The 14650-nt window shown below is 72.5% G+C and carries 14 protein-coding genes; 7 read left to right on the top strand and 7 right to left on the bottom strand.

Going from position 1 to position 14650, the window contains the following annotated elements; translation table 11 throughout:
• Positions 1-38 precede the first annotated feature (38 nt).
• Both secG and O2W53_RS21650 read left to right on the top strand, forming a co-directional pair.
• Entirely contained in the window at positions 39-269 is a 231-nt protein-coding gene (secG, locus tag O2W53_RS21655) for a preprotein translocase subunit SecG (RefSeq protein ID WP_269165138.1), read from the top strand.
• 161 nt (positions 270-430) lie between these two features.
• Positions 431-820, top strand: a complete 390-nt coding sequence (locus tag O2W53_RS21650; protein WP_442928882.1) for an RNA polymerase-binding protein RbpA — start codon at positions 431-433, stop codon at positions 818-820.
• A 128-nt stretch (positions 821-948) separates the two neighbouring features.
• Here the strand turns inward: O2W53_RS21650 and pgl are convergent, their stop codons facing one another.
• The 6 genes from pgl to tkt form a co-directional block, all read right to left on the bottom strand.
• Entirely contained in the window at positions 949-1722 is a 774-nt protein-coding gene (pgl, locus tag O2W53_RS21645; RefSeq protein ID WP_269165137.1) for a 6-phosphogluconolactonase, read from the bottom strand.
• Positions 1719-2933 carry a glucose-6-phosphate dehydrogenase assembly protein OpcA gene (locus O2W53_RS21640; RefSeq protein WP_269165136.1) on the bottom strand — a complete coding sequence of 405 codons (1215 nt, stop codon included), beginning with the start codon at positions 2931-2933 and terminating at the stop codon, positions 1719-1721. The genes pgl and O2W53_RS21640 overlap by 4 nt, the downstream gene beginning before the upstream one ends.
• A 46-nt stretch (positions 2934-2979) precedes the next feature.
• On the bottom strand, positions 2980-4503 hold the full coding sequence (zwf, locus tag O2W53_RS21635; protein ID WP_269165135.1) for a glucose-6-phosphate dehydrogenase: 1524 nt from the start codon (positions 4501-4503) through the stop codon (positions 2980-2982).
• A gap of 15 nt (positions 4504-4518) precedes the next feature.
• Positions 4519-4653 carry a hypothetical protein gene (locus O2W53_RS21630; protein ID WP_269165134.1) on the bottom strand — a complete coding sequence of 45 codons (135 nt, stop codon included), beginning with the start codon at positions 4651-4653 and terminating at the stop codon, positions 4519-4521.
• The gene (gene tal / locus O2W53_RS21625; protein ID WP_269165133.1) at positions 4650-5756 is read right to left on the bottom strand and encodes a transaldolase; all 1107 of its coding nucleotides are present in this window, start codon (positions 5754-5756) and stop codon (positions 4650-4652) included. The genes O2W53_RS21630 and tal overlap by 4 nt, the downstream gene beginning before the upstream one ends.
• Positions 5757-5886: 130 nt before the next feature.
• Positions 5887-8118, bottom strand: coding sequence for a transketolase (tkt, locus tag O2W53_RS21620; protein ID WP_269165132.1), 2232 nt, complete (start codon positions 8116-8118; stop codon positions 5887-5889).
• 320 nt (positions 8119-8438) lie between these two features.
• Here tkt and O2W53_RS21615 point away from each other — a divergent pair, with 320 nt between their 5' ends.
• On the top strand, positions 8439-9362 hold the full coding sequence (locus O2W53_RS21615; protein ID WP_269165131.1) for a heme o synthase: 924 nt from the start codon (positions 8439-8441) through the stop codon (positions 9360-9362).
• 182 nt (positions 9363-9544) lie between these two features.
• On the opposite strand, the gene O2W53_RS21610 is transcribed toward O2W53_RS21615, so the two are convergent.
• Positions 9545-10471, bottom strand: a complete 927-nt coding sequence (locus tag O2W53_RS21610) for a COX15/CtaA family protein (RefSeq protein WP_269165130.1) — start codon at positions 10469-10471, stop codon at positions 9545-9547.
• 162 nt (positions 10472-10633) lie between these two features.
• Between O2W53_RS21610 and O2W53_RS21605 the strand changes: the two genes are divergently transcribed.
• Genes O2W53_RS21605 through O2W53_RS21590 form a run of 4 tightly spaced genes read left to right on the top strand, consistent with a single transcriptional unit; the run spans position 10634 to position 14641 of the window.
• Positions 10634-11548, top strand: a complete 915-nt coding sequence (locus tag O2W53_RS21605) for a helix-turn-helix transcriptional regulator (protein ID WP_269165129.1) — start codon at positions 10634-10636, stop codon at positions 11546-11548.
• Positions 11545-12984 (top strand): Fe-S cluster assembly protein SufB, encoded by a 1440-nt coding sequence (sufB, locus tag O2W53_RS21600; RefSeq protein WP_036338674.1) that lies wholly within the window; start codon positions 11545-11547, stop codon positions 12982-12984. The genes O2W53_RS21605 and sufB overlap by 4 nt, the downstream gene beginning before the upstream one ends.
• The gene (gene sufD, locus O2W53_RS21595) at positions 12984-14300 is read left to right on the top strand and encodes a Fe-S cluster assembly protein SufD (protein WP_269165128.1); all 1317 of its coding nucleotides are present in this window, start codon (positions 12984-12986) and stop codon (positions 14298-14300) included. The genes sufB and sufD overlap by 1 nt, the downstream gene beginning before the upstream one ends.
• Positions 14297-14641, top strand: coding sequence for a Rieske (2Fe-2S) protein (locus tag O2W53_RS21590; RefSeq protein WP_269165127.1), 345 nt, complete (start codon positions 14297-14299; stop codon positions 14639-14641). The genes sufD and O2W53_RS21590 overlap by 4 nt, the downstream gene beginning before the upstream one ends.
• The last annotated feature ends 9 nt before the right edge of the window (positions 14642-14650 follow it).

Below are 14650 nucleotides of genomic sequence, written 5' to 3'. Positions count from 1 at the left end.
ACCCACCCCGTTGTGTACGGGACAGGAGACCAAGAACGATGGAGTTGTTCCTCAACGTCCTGCTGGTCCTCACCAGCCTGCTGCTGATCGTGCTCATCCTGCTGCACCGCGGCAAGGGCGGCGGTCTGTCCTCGATGTTCGGTGGTGCGGTGTCCTCACAGCTGTCCGGCAGCTCGGTGGTGGAGAAGAACCTCAACCGGCTGACCGTCTTCGCCGGGGTGCTGTGGGCCGTCTGCATCGTGGCGCTCGGGCTCCTGCTCAAGGTCTGAAGAAGGACCCTCTCTCCCCCCACGCCTCGCGAGCTCGCTGCGGGCCCCTAAGGGGGGCCGCGCGTGCGATCGTTCCCATCGGTGCGAGGGCGCGTGGCGGCACACAGGGTGTTCACATCGTGACCCTGAACCGGCTGGTCAGGCCCTAGACTGCCTCCGCGGTGATCAACTCAGTCACCGCGACGTGGCAGCGATCAGGGGGGCCGCTCGTGGCTGGTGGGAACGCGATCCGGGGGAGCCGGGTCGGTGCGGGACCGATGGGTGAGGCCGAACGGGGCGAGGCAGCGCCTCGGAACCGGATCGGCTTCTGGTGCGCGAACAACCACGAGTCGCGGGTCGCCTTCGCGACGGACGCCGACGTCCCGGAGACCTGGGACTGCCCGCGGTGCGGGCTCCCGGCCGGGACCGACCAGCAGAACCCGCCGCCGGCGCCGCGGACGGAGCCGTACAAGACGCACCTCGCCTACGTCCGGGAGCGCCGGTCGGACGCGGACGGTGACGCCCTCCTGGAAGAGGCCCTAAGCCGGCTGCGCGCCCGCCGCGGCGCCTGAAGTACCCCGCGCTGCCCCCGCCACTCGCGAGCTCGCGACGGGGCCCTGCAGCGGGGCTGTTGCAGCACGTCACCGGCCCGGTCACCCCATGAGCAGCTGGGGTGACCGGGCCGTCGGCTGTCCTGGGCTCAGGCGCGGGGGAGCTGGCTGGCCGCTGCGGTGTCCAGCAGCCAGCGGGTGGCCTGCTTGCCCCGCGCCCCGGCCGCCGGCAGCTGGACCGGGTCGGCGCCGGACAGTGCCCGGGCGACGGCCTCGGCCTTGCCCTCGCCGCTGACCAGCAGCCAGACCTCCTCCGCCGCGGTGATCGCCGCGAACCCGAGGCTCACCCGGGTCGGCGGCGGCTTCGGGCAGTCGCGGACCGCGACCACCGGACGGTCATCGGTGGCCGCCGGGGACTCCGGGAAGATCGAGGCGACGTGGCCCTCCGGCCCCATGCCCAGCAGCAGCACGTCGATCCGGGGCATCGTCCCGCCGTCACCGGCGGCTGCGGCGAGCTGCTCGGCGTACCAGGCCGCTGCCTCCTCCGGCTCGTCGAAGCCCGCGTCGGAGGAGGGGATCGGGTGCACCCGCTCCGGGTCCAGCGCCACCTTGGTCAGCAGCGACTCGCGGGCGCCGAGCTCGTTGCGGTCCGGGTGGTCGACCGGCACGAAGCGCTCGTCACCCCACCACACGTCCACCAGGCCCCAGTCGACGACGGCGTGCTCGGGCTCGGCGGCCAGTGCGGCGACCCGCTCGAGCACCGCCGTCCCGATGCCCCCGCCGGTGAGCACCACCGACGCCGTCCCGTGCACGGCCTGGGCGGCGGCCAGCCGGGCGACCAGCGCGGAGGCCACGGAGCGGGCCAGCTGGTCGGCGTCGGGCAGCACGACCACGTCGGGCGTCTGACTCTCCTGCTGGCTCATCGTGCGCGCGCCTTCCTGGTCGGTGCCTTGCCGCCTGCCGCCGAGGGTGCGTCGGGGGCCTGGACGGCCCGCTGCTCGGCGGAGTCGTCGGCGGGGGAGTCGTGCTCGCCGGCCTCGGCCACCTCGTCGGCGTCAGCCGAGTCCGCGGGCACCGTCGGCGCCGGCGTCGCAGCCGATGCCCCGTTGCCGTTGCCGTTGACCGGCTCGGAGGTCTGCTGCGGCCGCATGGGGTCGTACCAGACGTGGTCACGGCAGGCCGGCCGGTCGGAGAGACCAGCCGCCCCGGTCACCGCCTCCAGGGCCTCGCTGTAGGGCTCGTCGGAGTCCAGCCGGCGGAGCTCCTCACCGATCAGCTCACCGAGACTGCGGTCGGGCAGCGCGACGATCGCCTCCGGGCGGAACGGCTGGTTGATGACCGCGCCGCCCTTGCGGTCGTCCTGCACCCGGACCACCTCGTCCTGGTCCAGTCGCAGCTCGACGCTGTCGATCCCGGCGGACCCGGGCACCCGTGCGGTGGGGACCACCGGGATGTCGCAGCCGCACCGGGCAGACAGCCAGCCGGCGACCAGTTGGGCGGTCGCGCTCTCCGGGTCTCCCTCGACCTGCCCACCCCGGACGCGCACCGAGTCGCCACGGCGACCGGAGACCGAGTCCAGGGTCGAGGCCAGGGTCGCCCGCCACGGGGTGCTGCGGGTCCACGCCAGGTCGGTGTCACCGGGCGCGTAGTCGTGCGCCCGGATCCGCAGCGCGGCCACCGGGTCGGCGGCCATGGCGGAGTCGGTGATCCGGCGGTCGGCGATCACGCCGAGCGCGTCCCGGGCGATCTGCTCCGGCGGTGCCTCGTGCCACCAGGTGACGACGGGGGCGTCGGCGGCCAGCAGCGGCAGCACCACGGACTCCGCGTGCAGACCCAGCCGGCCGTACATCCGCATGACGACGGCCTCGCCCGGGCCCAGCCGGCCACCGATGAGCACCTCGGCGTCCAGCCGCGGGACCGGCGCCTCGACCTGGCGGCGGACCACGACCAGCAGTCGGCAGGGGTGCACCTCGGCCGCGGCGGACGCGGCCTGCTCGGCCTCCGCGACCCGGCCCTCGTCGGCGACGACCACCAGGGTGAGTGCCACCCCGCTCATCACGGCGCCGCCGGTGCGGCGCTGGGCGGCCAGTTCCTTGACCACCGCGGATCCGGTGGTGTCCCACAGCGTGGTCATGAGATCCCCTCCTGGGGAGTCGCGCGGGCGGTGGGTGGGCGGCCGCTCACGGTCGGCGCCACTGGCGGCCGTCGGCCTCGAGCATGGCGTCGGCGGCCCGCGGACCCCACTCGCCTGCCCGGTACGGGTGCGGCTCGGTGGACGCCCAGTACGCCTCGAGCGGGTCGATGACCGCCCAGGAGGCCTCCACCTCGGCGTTCCGGGGGAACAGCGTGGCGTCGCCGAGCAGCACGTCGAGCAGCAGGCGCTCGTAGGCCTCGGGGCTCGCCTCGGTGAACTGCTCGCCGTAGAGGAAGTCCATCGCGACGTCGCGGACCTCCATCACGCTGCCGGGCACCTTCGAGCCGAACTTCAGCGTCATGCCCTCGTCGGGCTGGACCCGGATGACGAGCTGGTTGTGGCCGAGCTCCTCGGTGTCGGTGGGCGCGAAGGGCAGGTGCGGCGCCCGCTTGAACACCAGGGCGATCTCGGTGACCCGGCGGGGCAGCCGCTTGCCGGTGCGCAGGTAGAACGGGACGCCGGCCCAGCGCCGGGTCTCCACGCCGAGCCGGACGGCGGCGTAGGTCTCGGTGGTGGAGTCGGTCGCCACGCCCTCCTCCTGGCGGTAGCCGTTCGCACGCTGGCCGGCCAGCCAGCCCTGCTCGTACTGGCCGCGGATGGCGAACTGGACCATGTCGTCGTCCGCCGGGACGGAGACCGCCCGGAGCACCTTCAGCTTCTCGGTGCGGATCTCCTCCGCGGAGAACTCCACCGGCTCCTCCATGGCGGTCAGCGCCAGGAGCTGGAGCAGGTGGTTCTGCAGGACGTCGCGGGCCGCACCGGTCTTCTCGTAGAACCCGGCCCGCCCGCCGATGCCGACGTCCTCGGCCATGGTGATCTGCACCGAGTCGACGTGGTGGCCGTTCCAGATCGGCTCGAACATCGAGTTGGCGAAGCGCAGGGCCAGGAGGTTCTGGACCGTCTCCTTGCCCAGGTAGTGGTCGATCCGGAAGACGTCGTCGGCGGTGAACACCGAGTCGACCAGCTCGTTCAGCTCGCGGCTGGAGGCCAGGTCGGTGCCGAAGGGCTTCTCCACCACGACGCGCCGCCAGCGGTCCATGCTGCTCTCGGCCATCCCGGTGCGCTGCATCTGCTTCAGCACGGTGGGGAACATCGCCGGCGGGATGGACAGGTAGAACGCGGCGTTGCCGCCGATGCCGTGGCTGCCCTCCAGCTCGGCCAGGTTGCTGGCCAGCTCGTCGAAGGCGTCGTCGTCGTCGAAGGAGCCCTGGACGAACCGGACGCTGTTCGCCAGCCGCTCCCACACCTCCTCGCGCCACGGGGTGCGGGCGTGCTCACGCGCGGCCGAACGCGCCAGCTCGGAGAACTCCACGTCGCCCCAGTCGCGGCGGGCGAAGCCCAGCAGCGCGAAGTTGGTGGGCAGCAGGCCCCGGTTCGCGAGGTCGTAGACGGCGGGGAGGAGCTTCTTGCGCGAGAGGTCCCCGGTGATCCCGAAGACGACCAGGGCGCAGGGCTCGGGGACCCGGGGCAGCCGCCGGTCCCGTGGGTCGCGCAACGGGTTGGTGGGCATCGTGTCCGTCCTCGATCAGCTCGCAGGGTGCCCGTCGTCCGGTGCGGCGCCGGAACGGACGACGGACGGTGTCCAGAGGGTGGTGCGCAGTCGGGACAGCGCGGGGCCCGGGGGCGGCAGGTGCACCGCCGCCCGGGCCCCGGCGGTCACGCCTTGTCCTGCAGCTGCTCCTGCACCGAGCCGGTCAGCTCGTCCCAGGAGTCGACGAACTTCTGCACGGCCTCGTCCTCGAGGACGCGGAACACGTCGTCGAGGTCGACGCCGGCGTCGGCCACCGCCTGCATGACCTTCTCGGCGTCCGCGTAGGCCGACTGCACCGGGGTGCCGGCCTGACCGTGGTCGGCGTAGGCCTGCATCGTCTTCTCCGGCATGGTGTTCACCGTGTCCGGGGCGATGAGCTCGGACAGGTACAGGGTGTCGGAGTAGTCGGGGTTCTTGACCCCGGTGGAGGCCCACAGCGGCCGCTGCTTGCTCGCACCCTTGGCCTCCAGCGCCTTCCAGCGGTCGGAGGAGAAGACCTCCTCGTAGGCCTGGTAGGCCAGCTGGGCGTTGGCGACGCCGGCCTTGCCCTTGAGCGAGGCGTCCGCGCCGCTGTCGTCCAGGCGCTTGTCGATCTCGGTGTCCACCCGGGACACGAAGAAGGACGCCACCGACTCGATGCCCTCGAAGGAGGCGTCCGGGTCCTCGGCCAGTCGCTGCTCGAGGCCGGCCAGGTAGGCGTCCATCACGGCGCGGTAGCGCTCGAGGCTGAAGATCAGCGTCACGTTCACGCTGATCCCAGCCGCGATCGTGCTGGTGATCGCGGGCAGGCCCTCGACCGTCGCCGGGATCTTGATGAACAGGTTGGGCCGGTCGACGAGCCACCACAGGTGGGCGGCCTCGGCGGCGGTCGCGTCGGTGTCCCGAGCCAGCCCGGGGGCCACCTCGAGCGACACCCGGCCGTCGCGGCCGGTGCGGGCGGCGACCGGCGCGAGCAGGTCGCAGGCGTCCCGGACGTCGGCGGCGGTGATGGTGCGCAGCGCCTCCTCGACGCTCACCTTCCGGACGGCCATGGCGTGCAGCTGGTCGTCGTAGGAGTCCGAGCCGCTGATCGCCGCGGCGAAGATGCTCGGGTTGGTGGTGACGCCGACGACGCTCTGCTCGTCGACCAGCGACTGCAGGTTGCCGCTGCGGATGCGGTCCCGGGAGAGGTCGTCGAGCCAGACGGCGACCCCCGCCTTCGACAGCTGTGCCAGGTTCTCGTTCTGGGCCATCTCATGCCCTCCTGTCGGTGTGGTCAGCCCCGCTGTGGGGGGCCGCTACGAGTTCTCGAGTGTTCTCTGTGGCCCCGCTGCAGGGCCCCGCCGCGTGCGCGCGAGTGGTGGGGGGCAGCGGGGTCCTCCATCAGTGGTCGCCGGTGGCGTCGGAGCTGAAGACCCCGCCGCGGGAGACGCCGGCACCGCTCGGCGGGTTGGCGCCGGAGGCAGCGGCCTGGATGCTCTCCCGTGCAGCCGCGACGACGGCGTCCTCGGTCAGCCCGAACTCCTCGTACAGCTTGGAGTAGGACGCGCTGGCGCCGTAGTGGTTGAGCCCGACGATCCGCCCGGCGTCGCCGACGAACTCCCGCCAGCCCATCGGCACCCCGGCCTCGACGCTGACCCGCGCCTTGACCGACGGGGGCAGCACCTGCTCGCGGTAGGCCTGGTCCTGCTCGGCGAACCACTCCCAGCAGGGCAGGGAGACGACCCGGGTGGGCACGCCCTGGGCCTCGAGCTGCTCCCGGGCGGCCACCGCGATCTGCACCTCGGAGCCGGTGCCCATGAGCACCACCTCGGGCTGGCCGTTGGACGCCTCGGCCAGCACGTAGCCGCCCTTGGCGGTGCCCTCCGCCGAGGCGAACTGGGTGCGGTCGAACACCGGCAGGTTCTGCCGGGACAGCGCCAGACCGGCGGGCCGGTCGTTGTGCTCGAGGATCGTGCGCCAGGCCACTGCGGTCTCGTTGGCGTCGGCCGGGCGGACGAAGTCCAGCCCCGGGATGGCGCGCAGCGCGGCGTAGTGCTCGATCGGCTGGTGGGTCGGGCCGTCCTCGCCCAGGCCGATCGAGTCGTGGGTCCACACGTAGGTGACCGGCAGCTGCATGAGAGCGGCGAGCCGCACCGCGCCACGCATGTAGTCGGAGAACGTGAGGAAGGTGCCGCCGTAGACGCGGGTGCCGCCGTGCAGCGCGATGCCGTTCATGACCGCGCCCATGGCGTGCTCACGGACACCGAAGTGCAGCGTGCGGCCGTAGGGGCCACCGGACCACATCTTGGTCTGGCGGCTGGCCGGCAGGAACGAGGGCTCGCCCTTGACCGCGGTGTTGTTGCTCTCGGCGAGGTCGGCCGACCCGCCCCACAGCTCGGGGAGCTCGGGGTAGAGGGCGGCGAGGACCTCGCCGGAGGCCTTGCGGGTGGCGACGCCCTTGGGGTCGGCGTCCCAGGACGGGAGCTTCTCCGCCCAGCCCTCGGGGAGCGTGCGGCTGCTCATCCGCTCCATCAGGGCGGCGCCCTCGGGGTTGGCGGCGGTCCAGGCGTCGAACCGGTGCTGCCACTCGGCGTGCGCCTGCTGGCCGCGGGTGACGGCCTTGCGGGTGTGCTCGATGACCTCGGGGGCGACCTCGAAGGTCTTCTCCGGGTCGAACCCGAGGATCTCCTTGGTCGCCTTGACCTCGTCGTCGCCGAGCGCCGAGCCGTGCACGGCGCCGGTGTTCTGCTTGTTCGGCGACGGCCAGCCGATGACCGTGCGCAGCACGATGATCGACGGGCGGGTGGTCTCGGCCTTGGCGGCGGCGAAGGCAGCGTCCACGGCGGCCAGGTCCTCGCCGTCGTCGACGTGCTGGACGTGCCAGCCGTAGGCGGCGTAGCGGGCGCCGACGTCCTCGGTGAAGGCGACGGTGGTGTCGTCCTCGATCGAGATCTGGTTGTCGTCGTAGACCAGGACGAGGTTGCCGAGCTCCTGGGTGCCGGCCAGCGAGGACGCCTCGCCGCTGACGCCCTCCTCCAGGTCACCGTCGGAGGCGAAGGCCCAGATGGTGTGGTCGAACAGGCTCTCGCCCTCGGGGGCGTCGGGGTCCAGCATGCCGCGCTCGCGGCGGGCGGCCATGGCCATGCCGACCGCGTTGCCGACGCCCTGGCCCAGCGGGCCGGTGGTGGTCTCGACGCCGGCGGTGTGCCCGACCTCGGGGTGGCCCGGGGTCTTGGAGCCCCAGGTGCGCAGCGCCTGCAGGTCCTCCAGCTCCAGGCCGTAACCGGCGAGGTAGAGCTGGACGTACAGGGTCAGGCTGGAGTGCCCCATGGAGAGCACGAAGCGGTCGCGGGCAGCCCAGTTCGGGTCGCTCGGGTCGTGCTTGAGCCACTTCTGGAACAGCAGGTAGGCGACCGGGGCCATGCTCATCGCGGTGCCGGGGTGGCCGTTGCCGACCTTCTGCACCGCGTCCATGGCCAGGACGCGCGCGGTGTCGATGGCCGCGCGGTCCAGGTCGCCGAGGCCCTCGGGGAGGGTCGGGCTGGGCTGGCGGGGCGAGCCGGTCGAGGAGTCGGTGGCGGCCTCGGCGGGGGCCTCGGCTGCGGTGCTCTTGGTTCCGTTGTCGCTGGTCATGTGGCGCTCGGAGCTCCCTCGGGGATCGGTCGGTGTCGGACCCGCCCGGGGGCGCGGGGGCAGTTCACCCCGGGCGGACGACGATGCGCACCACGGCCGCCCCGGTCGGCGCGGTCGGAGGTCGTGAGCGTGGGCGCGCCGTCGTCCTCGACGTCCGCCCTACCCGCATCACGCGCAGAGTCAACGTGATCAAACCCTAGTGGTGTCCGGCCATTCCCCGTAGGTGGGCCGGGCTACAGTGGGCGGGCTACCCCATCCCCGGCGGAGAAGGACCTCGTGGTGCCCTGCTGCCCGCGCGACGCTGCGCTCCTGGGCCCCCGGTGACGGCGATCGCCGACCGTTCCGTCGGTCGGGCCCGGCCGGTGCGTTCCGCCCGCGCGACGGTGGCCGCCTACGTGTCGCTGACCAAGCCGAAGCTGGTCGAGCTGCTGCTGGTCACCACGCTGCCGGCGATGATGCTCGCGGCCGGGGGTTGGCCGGGCACCGGCCTGGTCGTGGCCACCCTGGTCGGCGGCATGCTCGCCGCCGGGGCCGCCAACACGATCAACTGCTGGTACGACCGGGACATCGACCGGCTGATGTCGCGCACCCGCGACCGGCCGATCCCCAGCGGGGTGATCGCGCCCCGCAACGCGCTGGTCTTCGGTGTGCTGCTGGCGTGGGTCTCGCTGGTCCTGCTCGGCCTGTTCACCACGCCGCTGGCCACCGCCCTCGCTGCTGCCGCGGTGCTGGCCTACTCGGTGCTCTACACGATGGTGCTGAAGCGTCGGACCAGGCACAACACCGTGTTCGGTGGCTTGCCGGGTGCCGCCCCGGTGCTGATCGGCTGGGCCGCGGTCACCGGTTCGCTGGACTGGCCCGCCTTCGTCTTCTTCGGCATCGTCTTCTGCTGGCAGATGCCGCACTTCTGGGCGCTGGCCAGCCGGTTCCGCTTCGACTACTTCCGGGCCGGGGTGCCGATGCTCTCGGTGGTCGCCGGGCCGGTCACCGTCGGGCGCCAGTCCGTCGCCTGGGCCTGGGGCACGCTGGGCACCTCGCTGCTCATGGTGCCGGCGACGCCGCAGCTGGGCTGGGTCACCGGGATCGCCACCCTGGGCCTGGGCGCCTGGTACGTCGCCGAGTCGCACGCCTGGCTGCGGCGGATCAAGGCGGGCGTCCCCGACCGTCCGATGCGGCTGTTCTCGGTGTCGATCACCTACATGACGCTGCTGTCGATCGCCTTGGTGGCCGACGTCCTCGTCTGACGGGGGACGCACTCACCCACCGCGCGGCGGTGAGCGGGTGAGGTGATGTGCACCCGCGGCCGGTCCTGACCTCTGGACCAGCCGCAGCTGCACATCACCGGAGCCGGGGGCCGAGCCACGCACGGGGTGCGGCAGCTCTCCGTCGAGCGGGCTCGTCGCCTGGCCGGCGCCGAGCGGCCCCGTCAGTGGGTGGCGGCGGCGCGCTCCGGCGAGGCCTCGACCGGCAGCTCGGTGGCCGGACCACGCACCGACCACACCAGCCGGGCGGCGTAGGCGGTGGTCAGCACCGCGCCGGCCATGTGCAGCAGCACCAGCAGGATGGGCAACCCGGTGAAGTACTGCACGTAGCCGACCACGCCCTGGGCCAGCAGGACGACCAGCAGGTCGCGGGCGGCCCGGCGGACCCGGCCGGGGGAGTCGGTGGCGTACAGCGCCACCAGCAGCGCGATCGTCAGTCCGAGCAGCAGGAAGACGGCGTCGGCGTGCAGCTGGCTCATCAGCGCCGGGTCGAAGCCGGTGCGGCCGGCCTCGGGGTCGCCGCTGTGCGGGCCGCTGCCGGTGACCACGGTGCCGAGCACCAGGACCACCGCAGTGGTGGCCGCGATGCCGTACACCAGCAGGGCGAAGGGGCGGCGCACCACCAGCTGGCCCACCCCCGGCTCCCGGGACCGCAGCCACATGACGGTCGTCAGGGCCACGAGGGCGGTGGAGACCAGGAAGTGCGCGGCGACCGTGTACGGGTTGAGGCCGGTGAGCACGGTGATCCCGCCCACCACGCCCTGTGCGGGGATGCCCAGGAACGCCAGCACGGCCAGCCGGCGGAGGTCGCGGCGGGCGGACCGGAGGACCGCGATCAGCGTGGCCGCGGCGATCGCCACCAGGACGAAGGTCAGCAGCCGGTTGCCGAACTCGATGACGCCGTGGGCGGCGAGCTCCGGCGTCGTGGTGAAGCTGTCCTCGGTGCAGCGGGGCCAGGTCGGGCAGCCCAGCCCTGAGTCGGTGAGCCGGACGAACCCGCCGGTGAGGACGATCAGGCCGTTGGCGACGACGCTGGCCAGCGCCAGCCGGGAGACCGTCGAGTTGCGCACCCGCGAGGGAAGGACCGACACGGCACCGATGCTACTGACCGCGGGGCTCCCCGCCGTCGGTCCGATCGATCCGGCAGCGGCCCACCTGGGCGGTTCCGCGCGCCGTGTGACGCGCCTCTCCAGGAGGCCGCAGGTAAGGCCGACCTTCCTTGCAAGCTCGCCGATTAAGCACACAATCGTGTTGTGGAATCCGCTGCGGCCCGAGCCGCCGTCCCCTCCGCCGGTGCGCCGGCCGAGGACGGGCGCACCCGTGACCGGGTGAGCAGCCTCCTCCTCGAGCACGGCCCGCAGACGGCCGCAGAGCTCGCCGGTCGGCTGGGCATCTCCCCGGCCGCGGTGCGCCGACACCTCGACGGTCTGGTCGCCGCCGGACACGTGGCTGAGCTTGCGAAGCCACGCAGCGGACAGAGCACCTTCGGTGTCGCCGCGGCCGAGCGCCAGCGAGGACGCCGTGACACCGAGCGCGAGGCACCCGGCGGTCAGCGGGGGAGGGGTCGGCCTGCCCGCCGGTTCGCCCTCACCGACGCCGGCCGGGAGTCCTTCCCGCACGCCTACGACGACCTGGCGCTCACGGCCCTGCGGTTCGTCGCCGAGCACGGTGGGCCGGACGCCGTCCGCGCCGTCGCCGAGCAGCAGCTCTCCGGGCTGGCACAGCGGTGCTCCACCGCCGTCGAGTCCGCGCTGGAGGAGGCCGAATCGGGCGCCGGTGAGGTCGACCGGGCGCAGGTGCTCGCCGTCGCGCTGACCGCCGAGGGCTACGCCGCGACCGCCTCGGCGATCTCCAGCGGCGGGCAGCTGTGCCAGCACCACTGCCCGGTCGCCCACGTCGCTGCCGAGTTCCCGCAGCTGTGCGAGGCTGAGACGGCGGTGATCAGCCGGCTGGTCGGCACGCACGTCCAGCGGCTGGCCACGATCGCCCACGGCGACGGGATCTGCACCACCCACATCCCCGCGCAGCTCGCCCTCCGGGCCGGACTCCGCGCCGGGAACAAAGCCACCCCTGCACGCCCTGTACCTGCTGGTCGCGCTGCGCCCTCCGGCGCCGGCGCCAGCACTCGCACCACCCCCTCGATCGATCGGGAGAGGACCCCCGCATGACCACCACGCAGCCGGTGCCCAGCGCGCCGATGACGCAGGACGAGACGATCGACGCGCTCGGCCGCTACAAGTACGGCTGGTCGGACACCGACGCCGCCGGCGCCTCGGCCACCCGCGGCATCAACGAGGACGTCGTCCGCGACATCTCGCGCCGCAAGAACGAGCCCGAGTGGATGCTCGAGCGCCGGCTGAAGGCGCTGAAGATCTTCGGGAAGAAGCCCATGCCCGACTGGGGTTCCGACCTCTCCGGCATCGACTTCCAGAACATCAAGTACTTCGTGCGGTCGACCGAGGCGCAGGCCACCTCGTGGGAGGACCTGCCCGACGACATCAAGAACACCTACGACAAGCTGGGCATCCCGGAGGCGGAGAAGCAGCGGCTGGTCTCCGGTGTGGCGGCCCAGTACGAGTCCGAGGTCGTCTACCACAAGATCCGTGAGGACCTGGAGGAGCAGGGCGTCCTGTTCCTGGACACCGACACCGCGCTGCGCGAGCAGCCCGAGCTGTTCCGCGAGTACTTCGGCTCGGTCATCCCGGCCGGGGACAACAAGTTCTCCGCGCTGAACACCGCGGTGTGGTCCGGTGGCTCGTTCATCTACGTGCCCAAGGGCGTCCACGTGGAGATCCCGCTGCAGGCCTACTTCCGGATTAACACCGAGAACATGGGCCAGTTCGAGCGCACCCTGATGATCATCGACGAGGGCGCCTACGTGCACTACGTCGAGGGCTGCACCGCGCCGATCTACAAGACCGACTCGCTGCACTCCGCGGTCGTCGAGATCATCGTCAAGAAGAACGCGCGCTGCCGGTACACGACCATCCAGAACTGGTCGAACAACGTCTACAACCTGGTCACCAAGCGGGCCGTGGCCCACGAGGGCGCGACCATGGAGTGGGTCGACGGCAACATCGGCTCCAAGGTGACGATGAAGTACCCGGCCGTGTGGATGACCGGTGAGCACGCCAAGGGCGAGGTCATGTCCATCGCCTTCGCCGGTGAGGGTCAGCACCAGGACGCCGGCGCCAAGATGGTGCACGCCGCCCCGCACACCTCCTCGACGATCGTGTCGAAGTCGGTGGCGCGCGGTGGTGGCCGCACCTCCTACCGCGGGCTGGTCCAGGTCGACGAGGGTGCCTACGGCTCGAAGTCGACGGTGAAGTGCGACGCGCTGCTGGTCGACACCATCAGCCGCTCGGACACCTACCCCTACGTCGACGTCCGCGAGGACGACGTGTCGATGGGCCACGAGGCGACCGTCTCGCGGGTCAGCGACGACCAGCTGTTCTACCTGATGAGCCGAGGGCTCTCCGAGGACGAGGCGATGGCGATGGTCGTGCGCGGCTTCGTCGAGCCCATCGCCCGGGAGCTGCCGATGGAGTACGCCCTCGAGCTCAACCGCCTGATCGAGCTCCAGATGGAAGGTGCCGTCGGCTGATGTCGGCAACTGACGACCAGACCACCCTGACCACCGACTCGGCCACCCTCGCTGGGGAGCTCTTCGCTCCCGGCGTGGGTGCCCAGGCCGGCCCCCCGACCACCCCGGCGGCCGGCACCGGCACCGCCGGCGACACGCCCCCCGGGTCGCACTCGCACGGCGGGCCGGCGCCCACCGGCTCGCCGGCCGAGCGGTTCACCTCCACCGACCCGGAGGCGTTCGGCGCACCGACCGGTCGCGAGGAGGAGTGGCGCTTCACCCCGATGCGCCGCGTCCGCGCACTGCTGGACGGCGCACCGTCGGACGCCCACCTGACGTGGGAGTCCGACCTGCCCGAGGGGGCTGAGCTGACCTCGGTCGAAGCCGGCGACCCGCTGCTCAAGGGCCTGCCCGAGCCGGTCGACCGGCTGGCCGCGCTGACCCGTCAGCGCAGCGGTGGCGCAGCCGTGCTCCGGATCGCCAAGGAGGCCGTGCTCGACCGCCCGGTCACCCTGGGTCTCGCCGGCACCGGCAGTGATGACGTCGTCTGGGGCCAGCTGGTCGTCGAGGTCGGGGCGTTCGCGCAGGCGACTGTCGTCCTCGACCACTCGGGGCTGGCCCGCTACTCCGGCGGGGTCGCCTTCCTTCTCGGCGACGGTGCGCAGCTGACCGTCGTCTCGGTGCAGGACTGGGCACCGGGCACGGTGCACGGCGGGCAGTTCGACGCCGTCGTCGGCCGGGACGCCTCGTTCAAGCAGGTCGTGGTCACCCTCGGCGGCGACCTGGTGCGGCTGGTCAGCAACGTGCAGTACGCCGGTCCCGGCGGCTCCGCGGACCTCTACGGCGTGTACTTCGCCGACGAGACCCAGCACCAGGAGCACCGGCTCTGGGTGGACCACGGCACGCCGAACTGCCGCAGCAACGTCGTCTACAAGGGCGCGCTGCAGGGGGAGAAGGCGCACACCGTCTGGGTCGGCGACGTGCGGATCCGCCCGGCGGCGACCGGCACGGACACCTACGAGCTGAACCGCAACCTGGTGCTCACCGACGGCGCCCGCGCCGACTCGGTGCCGAACCTGGAGATCGAGACCGGCGAGATCGTCGGCGCCGGTCACGCCAGCGCCACCGGCCGGTTCGACGACGAGCAGCTGTTCTACCTCTGCTCTCGTGGGATCGACGCCGAGACGGCCCGCCGCCTCGTGGTGCGCGGCTTCTTCGCCGACGTCGTGCAGCACATCGGCGTCCCCGCCCTGCAGGACCGGCTGATGGGCACCATCGAGGCTCGCCTCGGTGCCCTTCCGGACCTCGAGGAGCAGCCGGTCGAGGTCGGCGCGTGACGTACGAGCGGGTCTGCGCGCTGTCCGAGGTGCCCGAGGAGGGCTCCCTGCGGATCGAGCTCGCCGACATCGACGTCGCCGTCGTCCAGCTCGACGGTGAGGTCTACGCGATCCAGGACGTCTGCTCGCACGCCGACGTCCCGCTGACCGACGGCGACGTCGACGACGTCGACGGGGCGCCCACCATCGAGTGCGCCCTGCACGGCTCGTGCTTCGACCTGCGCACCGGTCAGCCCACGAACCTCCCGGCCACCGAGCCGGTCCCCGTCTACCCGGTCCGGGTGGAGGGTGACGACGTCCTGGTGGACGTCGACGCCCCCCTCGCCGCGGCCAGCCACTGAGGAGCGAGA

This window comes from Modestobacter sp. VKM Ac-2978 (assembly GCF_026968025.1).
In the GTDB taxonomy this organism is placed as follows: Bacteria; Actinomycetota; Actinomycetes; order Mycobacteriales; family Geodermatophilaceae; genus Modestobacter.
Note: the sequence above shows the minus strand (reverse complement) of the source record. Positions and strands in the feature narration are given on the sequence as shown.